The following is a 16,182-nucleotide window of genomic DNA, read 5'->3' on the forward strand; positions in this document are numbered from 1 at the left end:
TCCTCAGAAGCTTGTTGTTTACAAACGCGAGATAGACAAACCGCCATCCACCGGAATCGCAGCACCGGTGGCGAATTCCAATTTTCCCTCCGCGATCGGCACGATCACTGAACCAATGTCCCTTGCTTCGCCCCAGCGCGCAGCAGGTACAAGGCCACCTTCGATACGGTCGGTGTATTTTTCGCGTACACCTTCGGTCATTTCGGTCGCAATAATGCCCGGGCGCAGTTCGAAAACTCCGATCCCATGTGGCGCCAATCGAACGGCAAATAGCTGGGCCATCATCGCTGCTGCGGCTTTAGACACGCAATATTCTGCTCGCTCGACGGATACCATCGTCGCGCTGACAGAGGTTACAAATGTGATCGAGCGGTACGTGTTTTGTGGCTGTGCAAGCATACGCCGAGCAACTTCTTGCGCCAGAAAGAACGCCCCTCGCAAGTTGATGTTCTGCACAAAGTCCCAATTCTCGGGCTGTAGGTCCAGCATGTCACCCCGAACCGGAGCACCAACGCCAGCGTTGCTTACCAACGCGGTCACCGGACCCAGCTGCGCTTCTACCTGATCAAGGCAGGAAGACACATTGTCTATGTCCGAAACGTCATGTTGTACGTAAACCGCGTTGGGCCCAAGTGCTGCCAGCGCGTTTTTTACGGCAGGTTTTTCTGGTGCCGAGCGCGAAGCCATTGCAACCTGGAATCCTGCGGCAAGCAAGGCACGCGAAATTCCAAAGCCTATCCCCTGTTGTCCACCAGTGACCAATGCGATTCCGGTCATGCCGCAAACTCCGTTTCAATTATGTGGCGTCCGGTTCGCAACGCGAGTGCCGCGATAGTGAGCGCTGGATTGACGGCGGCGGAAGTCGGAAGGACTGACGCGTCAACAACGAACAAGTTCCTGTGGTCATGGCTCCGGCAAAAGATATCCACCACGCTGTTGGTCGGATTTTTACCCATGCGTGCCGTGCCACACTGATGCGACGGAGTGCGCCTGTCAAAAGGGCGGGACAATACGACAGGAAAGCCAGCCCGGCGAACATGAGACTTCAATCGCGCCACAAGTTCCTTGTGCGCTTCCCAGTTCGAGCGCTTCCAGTCGAGGCGAATTTTCCCCCCTTCAACTGTTACACGGCTTTCCGGGTTCGGCAGGTCCTCGGACATTGCGTAGAAGTCAAAACTGCGCTCGGCGATTAGCTTGGCGATCCAACCCGGCAATTTGGTTTGAGACGCAAGGATTGGACCAGTGATTTTACCCAGCATCTGGATGTTTCCCAAAGGCGGTCCGCCGTTACCGTCGCTGTTGTAATAGTCGTTGAACATCAGAGTTTTCTGATAAATCGATCTGTTGCGGCGCAAAGGGTGCAAGGCCAGTACAGCCGAGCAATTATGGTTCATGAAATTTCGTCCGACTTGATCGGAACGATTTGCCAGTCCCTTGGGGCAAGTTTCATTTGCCGACTTTAGCAAGAGCGCCGCAGACTGAACGGCTCCGGCCGAAAGAACTATCAGTGGCGCCTGCAACATGCCATGGCCTTCAACCTCGACACCCATTAGACTGCCGTCTTCGGCAGCGATCAGTTTACGCGCCTGCGCGCCGGTCAGAAGTTCAACATTTTCATACTGCAGAGCTTTGGCCAAAGCACTGTTTTCCGCATCCATTTTGCCACCACAGGTGTTTGGAAACGCGTCCCAAGTGGTTTGACCCGCAGCCAGCCATCTATCGATATCAACCCCAAGCGGCACCGATGATGGTGTCAATCCGACTTGGTTAAGGCGCTTACGCAAATCAGCAACATCCGGTTCATCCGCGACTGGCAAGTGCGGATATTTTACGCTGTGCGGCGGTTCCGTCGGATCCTCGCTGTCGGTCCCGCGAACTTCGTACAGGTGCTCGGCAGCGCAGTAGTCGATCTCTAATTCATCATAAGAAATAGGCCAACCAGGGGAACTTCCACTCATGTGCGGGCGCGGTTGGAAATCCTCACGCCGGTACCGGATCAACGCTGCTCCGTAGAACTTTGAATTCCCACCAACGCAATAGTAGTTACCCGGATTAAATGACTTATCGTCGCCGTCCAACCATGTCTCGTCTGGACGGAAAAATCCATCTCCAAAAATCGCCTTGGGGTCCCTGTCTTGTGGCGATGGAACCAGACGTTCACCGCGCTCCACGACTAAGATTCGGCGACCAGAAGGCGCCAAGGTCGCTGCCAGAGTTGACCCGCCCATCCCGGAACCGATGATTATTACGTCTGCCCGTGTCACGGAGTGATCCGCATCTCGCTCTCTGGGTCAAAAGCCACGGCCTTTTCCATGTTCACGGCAAATGGGAAATCCTGACCTGGTGCGACCTCTGCGTCCGAGCGCATTCGGGCAATTACATCCTGCCCACCGAGTGTCATGGAGACAAAAGTGTCTGAGCCTGCAGGCTCCGTCACCACGATGCGGTTGGTCATCGAGGCAATGTTGGAGGACTTGCGATCGGCACCATCCATGTCGGTAATGGTCTCGGGGCGGATGCCCAACAGGATCTCGCGCCCATCCCAAGCTGAAAGGTTGTCCTGACTAAATGGGAGTTGCGCCACGGAACCATCATGCAGCGCGACCTCGGCATGCGGGCGGCCATTTAACACGGCTACCTTCGCTGGCACCACGTTCATCGCAGGTGACCCCATAAAGGTCGCCACAAAGATATTTGCCGGCGTGTCATAAATTTCCTGAGGGGTACCAAGCTGCTGAACATAGCCGCCGTTCATGACTGCGATGCGGCTGGACAAAGTCATCGCTTCAATCTGGTCATGAGTCACATAAACGATGGTTGTGCCGAGGTTCTGGTGCAGCTTCTTGATTTCAGTCCGCATGTCCACGCGCAACTTGGCGTCGAGGTTGGATAGAGGCTCGTCAAACAAGAACACGTCCGGTTCCCGCACCAGCGCACGTCCCATAGCAACACGCTGGCGCTGACCACCGGAAAGTTGCCCGGGCTTGCGGTCGAGAAGCTGCTCAATTTGCAGCAAATTGGCGACCTCGGTCATCGCCTTTTCACGCTCAGGCTTGGGCACACCGTGCATCTCAAGCCCGAATGTGATGTTCTGCCCTACTGTCATGTTGGGGTAGAGCGCATAGCTCTGGAACACCATGGCGATGTTGCGGTTTGACGGATGCACACCGTTCATAACCTGATCCTTGATCCGGATTTCACCGCTGGTAATATCCTCAAGCCCCGCAATCATGTTCAGCAAAGTGGACTTGCCACATCCTGATGGGCCGACGAGCACAAGGAACTCGCCCTCTTGCACCGATATATCGACTTTATGCAAAACTTCGACTGACCCATAGGATTTGGTCGCGTTGTCTATGTCCAGAAATCCCATCAGGCCTTATCCTTTCACGGAACCCGCCATCAGGCCGCGGACAAAGTATCGACCGGCCACGATGTAGACGAGCAGAGTTGGCATGGCAGCCAATATGGCGCCTGCAAAATGAACGTTGTATTCCTTTACGCCGGTTGACGACTGAACGAGGTTGTTCAGCGCCACGGTCATTGGCTGGCTGTTGGCGTCGGCAAAGGACGCACCGAACAGAAAGTCATTCCAGATGTTCGTGAACTGCCAGATGATAGAGACCACGGCGATCGGTCCTGAGCTGGGCAGAAGGATACGCCAGAAAATCTGGAAAAAACCTGCCCCGTCAATCTGTGCCGCTCGGATCAGTTCGGTCGGAAAAACGGCGTAGTAGTTGCGGAAATATAGCGTTGTGAAGCCTATCCCATAGACCACATGTACCAAAGCCAAGCCCCAAGTTGTGCCCGCCAGCCCGATGATACCAAGCATCCGCGCCATTGGGATCAAGACGATCTGGAACGGGATGAAACAGGCAAACAGCATCAGACCGAACAGGATAGTATCGTACTTGAACCGCCACTTGGTCAGCACATAGCCATTCAAGGCGCCTAAAATTGTCGAGACGATCACAGCCGGGACAACCATCTTGATCGAGTTCCAGAAGTAGGGCTTCAAACCGGTTGGATCGACACCGATCTGGGCCGAAGACCAAGCTTTCAGCCATGGTTCCAGCGTAAAGACTTGGGGAAGGTTCATCATCCCACCGCCGGTGATTTCCTCCAGCGGTTTCACAGAATTGACCAGCATCACATAAAGCGGCAACAGGTAGAAAAGCCCGAACAACAGCAACACCAGATAGATCAGCGTGCGCGTGACGCGGCCAGTGCGGATTGCGGTATCCTGAGTGGCTTGTGACATCAGCGTTTCTCCCGCAATTCGGCGTATAGGTACGGGATCATTATCGCGGCGATTGTCATCAGCATGATCGTGGCTGAGGCAGCACCGATCCCCATCTGGTTCCGAGTGAATGTGTAGGAGTACATGAAGGTCGCGGGCAGTTCTGTTGCTCGACCCGGACCTCCTCCGGTCAACGCGATCACAAGGTCAAAGGTTTTGATCGCCAGATGACTTAGGATCACAAAAGCCGACAGGAACGCGGGCCGCAGCTGCGGGATGATGATCCGGCGGTAGAGGTTCCAGTTCGAAGCCCCGTCCATCTGCGCCGCGCGAAGGATTTCGTTGTCAATCCCGCGCAGGCCAGCCAGAAACATCGCCATAACGAAGCCGCTGGTTTGCCAGACCGCCGCCAGAACAACGGTATAGATCGCGTAGTCACGGTTCTTGATCCAGTCGAACTCGAAACTGGTCCAACCCCATGTGTGCATTACATTTTCAAGGCCGATTCCGGGATCAAGAAACCATTTCCAAGCGGTACCAGTGACAATGAAGCTCAGCGCCATAGGATACAGATAAATCGGGCGCAACAATCCCTCACCACGGATTTTCTGATCGAGGAAAATGGCCAACCCTAGCCCAATACATGTGCAGATCACAATATAGAGGCTCGCGAAGATGCCCATATTGATCAGCGAGGTTTCCCAATGGCTTAACCGCCAGAGTTTGTCATAGTTTTCCCACCCGACCCATCCAAAGCTTGGCAGGATACGGCTGTCGGTAAAGGACAGATAGACTGAAAACAGAATGAAACCGTAGACAAAGACCAGCATCATCGCCAGAGAGGGCGAAAGGACCAGCTTGGGTATCCAATTCTGAAGTCGTGTCTTGAAATCCGCGTCGGCCGAAGCAGCCATGGCGCGTTCTCCTCGTTCGCTTTGCAGTATTCCTTGGCCCTTAAGCCAGGGGAATGACAGGGCGGCTTTCCTGCCGCCCCATCGGGAGGATCACTTTCGGATCACTTGGCGATTGAAACAGCGTCAACCAGTTCTGTTACAGCTGTTTCGCTGTCATACTCGCCATTGAAGTGAGCAGTGACGACATCGTAAACCGCGTTCTTCACCGACGCAGGCGCCGCGTGGCCATGAGCCATCGAGCCGAACAGGTTACCGGACGATGCAGCAGCCGCCAGATCTTTCATTCCCTGCTGACCGCATGCATCCAGATCGCTGCCGTCGACATCTGTCCGCGCGGGAACTGACCCTTTAACCTTGTTAAAGGCGATCTGGAAGGACGGCGAAAGTATCGCACTGGCCAACGCAGCCTGCTCGGCAGAAACCGAACCGCCTTGGTCGAACATCATGAACTGATCGGCGTTAAATGTGACCTGATCCTGGGTTCCCGGAAAGCGGAAACACAGGAAGTCTTCACCGGGCACTTTACCTGCATTCAGGAATTCACCCTTTGCCCAGTCGCCCATCATCTGGAAACCGGCCTCGCCATTGATAACCATCGCCGTAGCTAGGTTCCAATCGCGACCCGAGAAGTTCTCGTCAACGTTATCGCGAATGAATGCCATGCGATCAAAGGCTTCCTTCATGGCATCGCCACCCAACGTACCTTCGTCGAGGTCAATAAATGCAGCCTTATAGCCATCCGGCCCCAGCGTAGACATCGCCACCGCATCGAAAACAGTCGCGTCTTGCCAAGCCTGACCGCCATGCGCGATTGGGGTTAGACCTGCAGCTTTGAGCGCCTCCACAGCGGCAACAAACTCATCCCAGTTTGTTGGCTGAGCAATTCCATTTGCGTCCAATACAGCCTTGTTCGCCCAAACCCAGTTGGTCGAATGCACGTTCACCGGCGCAGCAACCCATTTGCCATCGTGCTTTGCAAACGCTTTCAAAGCGTCTGGAACAACATCATCCCAACCTTCATTGGCAGCAACATCGTTCAAATCAGCCAAGGCGCCTTGATCGGCCCAGTCCAGAATATCAAACCCTAGCGCCTGAACAGCTGTAGGCGCGTTGCCCGCGGTGACGCGCGCGCGCAAAACTGTCATGGCCTGCTCACCGCCTCCGCCAGCGACTGGCATGTCGGTCCATCCGATACCTTGTCCGGACAGGTCGTCTTTGAGAACATTCAAAGCCGCAGCTTCACCACCGGATGTCCACCAGTGCAGTACCTCGACCTCTTCCGCCTGAGCGAGGCTGGTTGAACATAGCAACCCGGCCACGATCAGCGTTTTTGTTTTCAGAAATTTACGCATTCTTGTTTCCTCCCTAAATGCGATTTTCATTTCCTGACCCCTTTCCAAAGGCCCGTTTTCAATCTTGCGAAACCCACGGCGTTCGGGTGTTCCCGACACGCATAACCACCGATTTCACTTCGAAAAATTCCTCGAACCCGTAGCGTCCGATTTCCCGCCCCTGCCCGGATTGTTTGACCCCTCCAAAGGCGACTTCGGGGAACCCGTCCATCCAGGTGTTGGTCCACACTGTTCCCGTTTCTGCACGACGGGCGAATTCAAGGCAGGTGTGAACGTTTTCGCTCCATACACCCGCAGACAGACCGTAAGAGCTATCATTGGTCAGCGCGATGGCTTCGTCCAGTGTTTTGAAGGTCAGAACTGACAAAACCGGTCCAAATACTTCGTCCTTGGCGATCGGCATGTCAGGTGCCACGTGTGTGATTACCGTTGGTTGGTAAAACTGGTCGCCAAGCCCGTTGACGCTCAATCGTTCTCCACCCAAAGCGATCCGAGCGCCATCAGATTGCGCTTGTTTCACATAGGTGTCGATCTTGGTGTTGTGTTCCGGCGTAACAATGGCACCAACTTGGGTCGTTTCGTCCAAGGGATCGCCGAACCTGACTCTCTGCGACAAGGCCACAACTCGGTCGCAAAATTTCTCGGCTATGTCCTCGTGTACGATGATGCGACTGCTGGAATTGCAACACTGACCGACATTGAAATAAACCCCGAACACCACAGCATCCGAAGCAGCTTCCAGATTTGCATCGGGAAAGATCACCTGGGGGTTCTTGCCTCCCAGTTCCAAAGCGACTTTCTTGAGCGTATCCGAGGCCGCGGCGCTGATGGTCTTACCCACTGCAGTCGAACCGGTGAAGCTGATCATGTCCACCTCAGCGTGGCTGGACATCACACTCCCGACGGGAACTCCAAAGCCCAATACAATATTGCAAACGCCCGCGGGTATGCCAGCTTCGATCAGAAGCTCGCCGAGCATCACGGTCGTAGATGGTGTCATCTCAGACGGTTTAACAACGACGGTACAGCCTGCGGCCAGCGCAAACGGCAGTTTCTGACTAAGAATCCAAAATGGGAAATTCCACGGAGTGATAATCGAAACAACACCAATCGGCTCCTTCAGAACGACGCCCATTATTTCCGCACCCAGCGAGTTATGGCTATCACCATGAACACTGCGCGCCAAAGACGCTGCATAACGCCACAAGTCTGCAGCCCCCTCTATTTCGCCGCGGGACTGGCTTATGGGTTTGCCACTTTCCAATGTTTCGATCATTGCGATCCGGTCAACGTTTTGTTCAATAAGGTCTGCAACCTTAAGCAAAACAGCAGAGCGCTCTTTGCCCGAAACCCGGCTCCAGACACCGCTGTCAAAAGCAGTTCTGGCAGCTAGGATCGCGGCGTTTGCCTCTGCCTCTCCGCCCCGCGAAGAACGGCTGACAATATGTCCATGCGACGGCGAGCGACGTTCGAAAGTGTCACCTGGCTCACTTTTGCACCAATTGCCATTAATTAGATGGCGACCTTCAAAAAGTGATGGTAGCTCGACAGAGATGGCATGATTGATCGTAAAGTCTTTCATCGCGTCATATGCCTGAAAAATTTGGGTTTCGTTTATCCATGAAGGCAGCGACGCCCTCATCTCGATCAGCTGATGCCGCAACCGCCGCGCTTCCTAACGCTTCGACGGCGGCGTGCTTATCTTCATCAACTGCTGCGTGAATCATTTGCTTCGCAATTTCCGTTGCCCGAGGAGACAGCCCCTGCTGTTCGGCTGCGATTTCCAAAGCCCGGGACAAAACGTCATCGGCAACTTCAACAGCGTAGCCCAAGGTTACTGCGCGTTCTGCATTAATACGGCGACCAAACAATGCCATTTCCTTGACGGCACCTTCCGGAAACAGCCGAGTCAACCGCTGCGTACCAGACCAACCCGGAACGATTCCGACTTTCGCCTCTGGAAGTGCCAAGGTTGCGCGCGGTGCTACAAGGCGCAGGTCGCAACAGCTGGCCAGTTCCAAGCCACCGCCAAAGGCGTGCCCATTGATCGCAGCAATCGTCGGCTTTCCAATCCGGGCCAACCGATCAAAAATTCGATGCCCGCCTCGCACCCAGTGTCGTGCAAACTCCGCCGGACTCAGCGTGCCCCAAGCGGAAATATCAGCACCGCAGCAAAAAGCCTTTTTGCCTGCTCCGGTCAGCACCAATGCCCTGATCGACCCATCCCGTTCTACATCTCGGACCCGTTGCTCCAATACCTCAAGCATTTCAGAGGTCAAAGCGTTTAGCTTCGCCTCGTTTTGCAGGGTCAAAACTGCCGTTTCATCCACGACATGAAAACCGACACCGCTCATAGGCTGATCCCCATCGGACCCTGGGCGAACAACGACTTGGGCATAACCGAAGCGTTTTCCGCAATTTTGACCCGCCCATCCGAAGCTGCGACTATATCGCGTTGGGTGTCTATACCCGGCATTACTTCGGTTGCGACCAAGCCATCGGGTTCAAGACGGACTACGCATCGCTCGGTGACATAAATCACTTCCTGCCCTGTTTCCCGTGCGCGGCGGCCCGAGAACGTGACATGTTCTACCTTGTCCACCATCTTGGTGAACTTCCCTGGCGCGGCGACGTGAATACCATTATCGTTTAGTTCTATTTTTGCGCCTGCCTCAAACCAGCCAGAGAACACAATCTTTTTCGCCCGGGCGGTTATGTCGACAAAGCCACCGCACCCAGCTGTCAGGTAAGGTTTTTTACCCAATTTCGAGACGTTCACGTTTCCCTCGACATCAACTTCGAGGAAAGACAAGAACGACATGTCAAACCCACCACCTTGGAAATAGATGAATTGCTGCGGCGACGGCACAAAGGCATGTGCGTTCGACGCGCAGCCAAAGGCAAACCCCGTCAACGGAACACCACCGACGGCCCCTTGTTCGATTGCCCATGTCACTGCTTGCGGGTGTCCTTCTTCAAGTAAAATACGCGGCACCATAGCGCTTATTCCAAATCCCAAATTTGCGCTCATCCCTGATCGCAGTTCCATCGCAGCGCGGCGTGCGATAACCTTTTCAACGCCGTACTCGGCAAGTGAAAAGCTGTCCCAAGGGCGCATGATCTGGCCAGAAATTGCGGGATCATAGACCGTTTCGGTCGTCTGCTTCTGGTCGGGATCTTCGACGATCATATCGACCAAATGTCCGGGCACACGAACGTCGTGCGGGCGCAAGCTGCCCGCAGCGGTGACGCGCTGAACCTGCGCGATAACCAAACCACCGTGATTGCGCACGCAGATGGCTTGTTCGAGCCCTCCCAAATAAGCCCCTTCATGCTCATAAGTCAGGTTCCCAAATTCATCTGCGGTTGTTGCTCGCAATATACATACATTTGGGTTGATGTTTGGAAAATGCAGCCAGGATTCGCCGCCGAACTCGGCTCTTGTGACAACCGGCGCAGCCGCTCCTCTGGCATTCATTGCGCAGCCTTCGCGAACAGGATCGACAAAGGTTTCCAATCCCACCTTTGTCAAAACACCGGGCCGGTGCGCTGCAGCCTCTCGATGCATGTCAAACAAAATTCCGGACGGCACATTATAGGCGGCCACGCGATCTTCTACGATCATTTTCCAAATCTCTGGCATCTCAAGATTTGAAGGACCCGATGGGTATGATCCCGCCAAAACTCGGGTCAACAACCCATCTTGAGCAAGGTAGTCCATGCCCTTCACGCCATACATGTCGCCAGCGGCGATCGGATGTAGTGAAGTCAGATTTCGTGGGTGGCCTTCATCACGAAACCGCTGCCCTATAGCTTTCAAAACCAGGTCGGGACATCCTAAGGCTGAAGACGATGAGACCGTGACCACGGCATCATCGGGGATGCTTGATACGGCCTGAGAAACGGAAACAAGCTTGGTCATCAGAAACCACCGTAATCCACTTCGACTCGTTGACCGGTCTTTGCAGCCTCACGAACGCTCAAGGCTACGGACAGAGATTTCACGCCATCCGGTCCGTCCGCTGCCGGGCGCCCATGGCCCTCTGTTGCTGCAACGAACTCGGACACACCCATCACGTAAAGAGAATGATCCGGGAACGCGATTTCTTCGCGCCCGACTTCGGTGACCAGAGTTATCGCGCCAACTGGGCGTTGGGTCATAACGCCGTTCGCGAATATTGACCCTTGGGTTCCATGTACTTCCAGACTCGACCCGGCGAAGGGGTGAGTAAAACTTTCATGTGTCATAACCATAGCACCCGACGGCATCGTCCAAACCGACATGCACGAGTCTTCTACTCCCTGACCCATCCCAGAGCTGGTCATTTGAGCCACGACGGTTGCAGGATCTTCTTGTAACAGAAACCGGGTTACATCTGCGTCATGAACGACAATATCCGGGATAACTCCACCTCCGCTGTCAGCGGAATTGATCCGCCAACCCTGAAGATGGTCAGGCAAATGAACCGCATGATGAATTCGAAGGGACAAGACTTTGCCAACGCGCCCCTGCGCAATGAGTTTCCGAATGGCCCGATGGCTACCAGAACACCTTAGGTGGTGGTTCGTACCAAAGGTAACTCTGGCAGCATTTGCAGCGCGCACCATTTCCGTCGCTTCCTGTAAGGTCATGCCTAACGGCTTTTCGCACAAAACGTGCTTTTTGGCGGCAATGGCCGCCATCGCCTGAGCGTGGTGCTTTTCGTTGGTTGAAGAGATATAAACTGCGCCCACCTCTGGGTCGGAAATCGCGTCTTCCAGGCTTGTGGTAGCATTTGCGACATTGTGCTCCTTGGCCCAAACTTTAACGCGATCAGGTGAGTTGCTAACAATCCAAGTAACTTCGTTTCCAGCCTGCTGACGAACCGCATTCATCATATGCTGCGAAGCAATCGTACTTGCGCCCACGAAAGCCCAGTTCACTTTCCATCCCCCGCTTAAAGTCTAGTTGGAACGTTCCAATTCAATAATGGAACGTTCCAATGATTGCAACAGTCAAATTAACGAAGCCATACTTTTCGTTCAGACTTCAATTCAACAAGCTAGATACCGACCCGTTCGGCGATGTTCTGAACAAATTTCGCGTCGCTGCATCGACACATCAATCCGTTTTAAGTGAATTGCCAAATGAAGGATTTTTGTGTGCTTCTCACGTTCGGCCCAACGGGTTGGTCGAACTTCTACATGTAATGGTTCGGACGAAGCACACCTCTTTTTTGTTGCAACCGATTGCAAAAATTTTCTTTCCACGTAATTCTGAGAAACACAAAATGGGTATTTGCAATAGGAGTACAAACTACGTGAGTGTCACCCTCAAAGAAGTTGCGGCGCTTGCTGGTGTCTCCCGTTCTGCTGTTTCGCGTACGTTTACCGAAGGCGCTTCAGTTTCGGCCAAAACGCGCAGAAAGGTTGAAAAGGCAGCGTTGGAGTTGGGATACAGCCCCAACGCGTTGGCTTCGTCCTTGACCACTGGTCGAACCAAACTTATCGGGCTGATTTCAAACAACTTTCACAACCCTATCTTCCTTGAGGTTTTTGACCAGTTCACACGCGCTCTGCAGGAACGCGGATTGCGACCATTAATAGTCAACCTGACAGACGAAACCGAGCCCTCTAACTCGGTTCGAATGTTGCGCCAGTATTCGGTTGATGCGGCGATCGTCGCCTCTTCGACCCTGCCACCTAGTTTTGCAAAGGCGTTTCATGATGCCGGTGTGCCGGTTGTCCACACATTCGGCCGCTCGGCTACTTCACCCGAAGTCCACGTTGTAGGAATTGACAACGTGGAATGTGGACGCATGGCGGCGCGAGAGCTTTTGGCGCGAAAATATCGCAGAGTTGGTTACCTAGGCGGCCCCAAGGATGCGACCTCTGCCCAAGACCGGTTCCGGGGTTTCACAGAAGAGCTGGGCCACCATCCGGAAATCGATGTGACGCACAGCTTTGCTGATGCCTATTCATTCGAAGCGGGGCGCGCAGAAATGCTGAACCAATTGAAGGGCTCGCCGCCAGAAGCCTTTTTTTGCGGCGACGATATCCTGTCAATCGGCGCGCTGTCGGCAGTTTCGGATCATGGCTTGATCCCCGGCAAAGACATTGGGATCATCGGCCTGAATGACATGGAAATGTCTCGTTGGGAAAGCGTAAATCTGACGACAATCCACCAACCTATAAAACAAATTATCACTTCGTCAGTGGATTTGGTCGAAGAAATGTTGAAAGAGCCTCAGCGATATCCCGAAGCTCGCATTTTTCCGTGTCGCGTGATCGAACGGGGCACTTTGAGACCCCGCTCCTGATCATCTGAACATCGGCGGGCGCGCCTCTTTCCACGCGCCATTTTCCTTACCGGAAGAAACAGCCGCATGGACCGCCGCAATTGAACGAACGCCGTCGGATGCACCTGGCAAGCCGCCGCGGATTTCGCCACGAATTGCATCCGCCAGATCACAATAGATATTGGCTACAGCAAGCGGAAAGCCCTCGGGATGGGCTATGGCAACGCGCGACAGACGCTGAGCCTCGCCGTGCAATCCGCCCTCGCCTTTTTCAATAATCTGCGTACGACCACCAACTGGAGTATAGATCAACTGATTAGGTTGTTCAGACGCCCAACGCAGGCCGCCAGTCTCGCCAAAAACCTGAATGTCGAAACCATGCTGCCTGCCGACGGCAACCGACGATGTCCAAAGTCGCCCAACAGTTCCACGCTCAGTACGGAAATTGATCATCGCATCGTCTTCCAGAACGCGGCTGGAAATCGTGGACGCAAAGTCGGCTGAAAGCGTGCTTACCTCATCATCACAAATGAAACTTGCCATATGCAAAGCGTGGATGCCGCAATCTGCAAATTGACCTGAAACGCCCGCCATCTCGGGATCATAACGCCAACGCACGCGCGGGTTATCGGCATCTGTTGCGTCTCCGTGATGCCCATGACTGAAGTTAGTTACAACCACGCGAACTTTTCCGATATCACCAGACCTTACCATTGCTCGGGCCTGGCGCACCATGGGATAAGCCGAATAGCAATAGTTTACTGCGCAAACCTTGCCCGAAGTTTCGGCAACCCGGACTATTTCCTCGCCCTCCTCGACGGTCATGGTCATTGGCTTCTCGCATAGAACGTTAAAACCAGCCTCGAGAAACGCTTTGGTAATCTCAAAATGTGTCGAATTGGGCGTCGCAATTGTCACCAGATCGATCCGGTCCGTGCGCCCACGCTCGCCAGCCAACATCTCTTGCCAATCACCGTAGGCACGATCGGCAGCGATACCCAACCGTTGCGCATATTCGCGGCCTACTTCGGGCCGGTGGTCCAACGCTCCCGCGGAAAATTCGAACAAGCCATCCGCCAGCGCCCCCAGTCGATGGGCTGGCCCAATCTGACTGCCTTCACCACCACCGATCATGCCCCATTTCAGCTTTGTCATGGTTTTAGTCTTTCTTAAAAAGTCTCGTTGCCGTTAAACGATCAAAAATCGTCAACCTTTGTCCACTGACGACGTTCCGAAGACGCTAGTGACGCTGCCAGCACGCGGTTGATTTCGTGCCCGTCGCGGAAAGTCGGCCACATCTCTTGCCCGCTGTGAATTGCCTGCAGGAAATCTTTCGCCTCTATGATTATCTGGTCCTGATACCCAGTTCCGTGACCGGGCCCTTGGCAAAACGGCTCATAATCTGGATGAGTTGGACCGGTAAGTATCTTGGTAAAGCCACGCGTCGCTTCCGGTCCATCATGACGGTATAACCACAAGGCATTTTGATCCTCCTGATCGAACCTTATGGCGCCCTTTGTGCCGGAAATTTCATAGGCGTAGCCCATTTTTCTGCCTGTTGCGATGCGACTGACATAAATGTTTCCCATTGTTCCGTTCTCGAACCGGCACATTATTTGGGCGTGGTCGTCGTTTGTCACGGTTCCACCAGGGCGTGTATGATGAACCGTTTCTACTTCAGCCATGACCTCGGCAATGGGGCCATTTAAAGCCAGGGCGCCGTTGACTATATGGGGGGCAAGATCACCTATTGTACCGTTGGCCATTCCGGTGGTACGCCATGTCGCAGGAGCCTGAGGATCGGCGTAAAAATCTTCGGTGTGTTCCCCACGAAACCATGTGATTTCGCCTATCTCGCCGTTTGCAATAAGCTGACGAGCAAATTGGGTCGCCGGTGTTCGAACGTAGTTGAAACCAACCATGTTGGTTACGCCGGACGCTTCAGCCGCCGCTACCATCGCCCTCCCATCTTCGATGGATGCACCTAACGGTTTTTCGCAGAGAACTGGTTTGCCTAATTCAAGGGCGGCCTCTGCAATTTGCCGATGCGTGGACTGTGGCGAGGCGATGATGATAGCTTCAACCGCCGGATCTTTTACAAGTTCACGCCAATCATCTGTTGCCCTTCTAAACCCATAGGCTTGGCGGTAACGCTCGGCACTTTCTTTACTTGAGGCACAGATCATCTCAAGTCTTGGCCGTAGTGCCGTATTGAACACTGCACCTACCGCCGACATGGCGACGGAATGCGCCTTGCCCATGTAGCCGCCACCGACAATTCCAATTCCAATTTCAGACATCTGTCACGGCCCTAAACATACCATTTGCAACCGGTTGCAAAATCAGTATCGTGTGAATCGCGTCGACGCAAGGTCCAACCCTTTGCGCAAACCCCTTTTTCCGGAGGAAATGACTTGAGCACTTTGATAGACGGTATCAAAGGAAACCGGTTCGCCGTATTGGGACGGGCAGGTATGGATATGTTTGCTGACCCTGTCGGTGTCAAAAGCGAAGATGCAGAATTGTTCCGCGCTGATCTGGGCGGATCGTCTGCAAACATTTGTGTTGGTCTTGTCAAGTTGGGTAGCCAGGCTTCGTTGATCACGTCGGTGTCGGATGACGCAGTTGGACGTTTCTGCACTAATCGCCTGAAACATTATGGCGTCGACACGACCTATATCAAAATTGTTGGTGGCGAGTATCGAGTGTCTTTGGCGGTTTATGAAAGCCGGATCGAGAACTTTCAGAACGTTATATATCGCAACGGCGCCGTCGATTTTCAGGTTACCGAAGACGATATGGACCAAGTGGAATTCGGCGCGTTTTCTGCAGTGATCTCTGCCGGCACCGTGTTTGCAGCCGAACCGTCGCGCAGCGCCACATTCAAAGCCATCGAAAATGCGCGCCAAGCTGGACTGCCAATCATCTTCGACATCGATTACCGCCCTTACAGCTGGCCGTCACCGGAAGTGGCCGCAGAAGTTCTGTCGCGCGCCGGAGAGGAAAGCGATCTGATCGTTGGAAATGACGAAGAATTTGGCTTCATGGCAGGTGGTATCGACAAAGGATTTGAAAAGGCCAAGGAACTCGCTGCGAAACCCGGTCGGATGGTAATCTATAAAATGGGTGAAAAAGGTGCAGTAACCTTGGTGGACGGTCAGGAGATTCATACGGGAATTTACCCAGTAGAGGCCGTAAAGCCAAATGGAGCAGGTGACAGTTTCATGGCAGGTCTTTTGGCCTCTGTCGCTGCGGGCCATTCCCTGAAAGATTCAGTGATGCGCGGATCGGCCTGCGCCTCGATCGTGGTATCGCAACCCGGTTGCGCTCCTGCCATGCCGACTACTCAAACACTGAATGCATTTTTGGCCTCTCATCCAGGGCCTTCGACGTAGGAG

General features: G+C 53.9%; 14 protein-coding genes. 2 read left to right on the forward strand and 12 right to left on the reverse strand.

The genetic code is table 11. From position 1 onward, the window contains the following. Window positions 1-18: 18 nt before the first annotated feature. The 10 genes from GOV45_RS07700 to GOV45_RS07745 all read right to left on the reverse strand — a co-directional run bounded on the left by GOV45_RS07700 (window position 19) and on the right by GOV45_RS07745 (window position 11,429). Window positions 19-777, reverse strand: a complete 759-nt coding sequence (locus tag GOV45_RS07700; protein WP_170476132.1) for a 3-ketoacyl-ACP reductase — start codon at window positions 775-777, stop codon at window positions 19-21. Next, complete coding sequence (locus GOV45_RS23565) at window positions 774-2,264, reverse strand: GMC oxidoreductase (protein ID WP_170476134.1); 1,491 nt, start codon at window positions 2,262-2,264, stop codon at window positions 774-776. The genes GOV45_RS07700 and GOV45_RS23565 overlap by 4 nt, the downstream gene beginning before the upstream one ends. After that, the gene (locus GOV45_RS07710; protein WP_170476136.1) at window positions 2,261-3,373 is read right to left on the reverse strand and encodes an ABC transporter ATP-binding protein; all 1,113 of its coding nucleotides are present in this window, start codon (window positions 3,371-3,373) and stop codon (window positions 2,261-2,263) included. The genes GOV45_RS23565 and GOV45_RS07710 overlap by 4 nt, the downstream gene beginning before the upstream one ends. 6 nt (window positions 3,374-3,379) lie before the next feature. Further along, window positions 3,380-4,261, reverse strand: a complete 882-nt coding sequence (locus GOV45_RS07715; protein WP_170422333.1) for a carbohydrate ABC transporter permease — start codon at window positions 4,259-4,261, stop codon at window positions 3,380-3,382. Continuing rightward, window positions 4,261-5,154: a carbohydrate ABC transporter permease gene (locus GOV45_RS07720; protein ID WP_170376146.1), complete on the reverse strand. Its 894-nt coding sequence runs from the start codon at window positions 5,152-5,154 to the stop codon at window positions 4,261-4,263. The genes GOV45_RS07715 and GOV45_RS07720 overlap by 1 nt, the downstream gene beginning before the upstream one ends. Window positions 5,155-5,255: 101 nt before the next feature. Beyond that, window positions 5,256-6,506, reverse strand: coding sequence for an ABC transporter substrate-binding protein (locus tag GOV45_RS07725; RefSeq protein ID WP_170476138.1), 1,251 nt, complete (start codon window positions 6,504-6,506; stop codon window positions 5,256-5,258). A gap of 58 nt (window positions 6,507-6,564) precedes the next feature. Continuing rightward, the gene (locus GOV45_RS07730) at window positions 6,565-8,088 is read right to left on the reverse strand and encodes an aldehyde dehydrogenase family protein (protein ID WP_170476140.1); all 1,524 of its coding nucleotides are present in this window, start codon (window positions 8,086-8,088) and stop codon (window positions 6,565-6,567) included. Window positions 8,089-8,092: 4 nt separating this feature from the next. Then, window positions 8,093-8,860: an enoyl-CoA hydratase/isomerase family protein gene (locus GOV45_RS07735; protein WP_170476142.1), complete on the reverse strand. Its 768-nt coding sequence runs from the start codon at window positions 8,858-8,860 to the stop codon at window positions 8,093-8,095. Next, complete coding sequence (locus tag GOV45_RS07740; protein ID WP_170476144.1) at window positions 8,857-10,428, reverse strand: acyl CoA:acetate/3-ketoacid CoA transferase; 1,572 nt, start codon at window positions 10,426-10,428, stop codon at window positions 8,857-8,859. The genes GOV45_RS07735 and GOV45_RS07740 overlap by 4 nt, the downstream gene beginning before the upstream one ends. Next, entirely contained in the window at window positions 10,428-11,429 is a 1,002-nt protein-coding gene (locus GOV45_RS07745) for a Gfo/Idh/MocA family protein (protein ID WP_170476146.1), read from the reverse strand. Before GOV45_RS07745 ends, GOV45_RS07740 begins: the two co-directional genes overlap by 1 nt. A gap of 377 nt (window positions 11,430-11,806) precedes the next feature. On the opposite strand from GOV45_RS07745, the gene GOV45_RS07750 reads away from it, so the two are divergent. Beyond that, a complete protein-coding gene (locus GOV45_RS07750) occupies window positions 11,807-12,805 on the forward strand; it encodes a LacI family DNA-binding transcriptional regulator (protein ID WP_170476148.1) in 999 nt (332 codons plus the stop codon). Here the strand turns inward: GOV45_RS07750 and GOV45_RS07755 are convergent, their stop codons facing one another. After that, the gene (locus tag GOV45_RS07755) at window positions 12,806-13,939 is read right to left on the reverse strand and encodes a Gfo/Idh/MocA family protein (protein ID WP_170476150.1); all 1,134 of its coding nucleotides are present in this window, start codon (window positions 13,937-13,939) and stop codon (window positions 12,806-12,808) included. Between the two features lie 41 nt (window positions 13,940-13,980). Continuing rightward, window positions 13,981-15,084, reverse strand: coding sequence for a Gfo/Idh/MocA family protein (locus GOV45_RS07760; protein WP_170476152.1), 1,104 nt, complete (start codon window positions 15,082-15,084; stop codon window positions 13,981-13,983). 114 nt (window positions 15,085-15,198) lie between these two features. Here GOV45_RS07760 and iolC point away from each other — a divergent pair, with 114 nt between their 5' ends. After that, a complete protein-coding gene (gene iolC / locus GOV45_RS07765) occupies window positions 15,199-16,179 on the forward strand; it encodes a 5-dehydro-2-deoxygluconokinase (RefSeq protein WP_170476154.1) in 981 nt (326 codons plus the stop codon). Window positions 16,180-16,182: the final 3 nt, after the last annotated feature.

This window comes from Ruegeria arenilitoris (assembly GCF_013035425.1).
GTDB lineage: Bacteria > Pseudomonadota > Alphaproteobacteria > Rhodobacterales > Rhodobacteraceae > Ruegeria > Ruegeria arenilitoris_A.

Bases quoted from the DNA above. Each gene is read 5' to 3' on its own strand.
- GOV45_RS07700 (WP_170476132.1), bottom strand. From the start codon at position 777: ATGACCGGAATCGCATTGGTCACTGGTGGACAACAGGGGATAGGCTTT.
- GOV45_RS07710 (WP_170476136.1), bottom strand. From the start codon at position 3,373: ATGGGATTTCTGGACATAGACAACGCGACCAAATCCTATGGGTCAGTC.
- GOV45_RS07715 (WP_170422333.1), bottom strand. From the start codon at position 4,261: ATGTCACAAGCCACTCAGGATACCGCAATCCGCACTGGCCGCGTCACG.
- GOV45_RS07720 (WP_170376146.1), bottom strand. From the start codon at position 5,154: ATGGCTGCTTCGGCCGACGCGGATTTCAAGACACGACTTCAGAATTGG.
- GOV45_RS07725 (WP_170476138.1), bottom strand. From the start codon at position 6,506: ATGCGTAAATTTCTGAAAACAAAAACGCTGATCGTGGCCGGGTTGCTA.
- GOV45_RS07730 (WP_170476140.1), bottom strand. From the start codon at position 8,088: ATGAAAGACTTTACGATCAATCATGCCATCTCTGTCGAGCTACCATCA.
- GOV45_RS07735 (WP_170476142.1), bottom strand. From the start codon at position 8,860: ATGAGCGGTGTCGGTTTTCATGTCGTGGATGAAACGGCAGTTTTGACC.
- GOV45_RS07740 (WP_170476144.1), bottom strand. From the start codon at position 10,428: ATGACCAAGCTTGTTTCCGTTTCTCAGGCCGTATCAAGCATCCCCGAT.
- GOV45_RS07755 (WP_170476150.1), bottom strand. From the start codon at position 13,939: ATGACAAAGCTGAAATGGGGCATGATCGGTGGTGGTGAAGGCAGTCAG.
- GOV45_RS07760 (WP_170476152.1), bottom strand. From the start codon at position 15,084: ATGTCTGAAATTGGAATTGGAATTGTCGGTGGCGGCTACATGGGCAAG.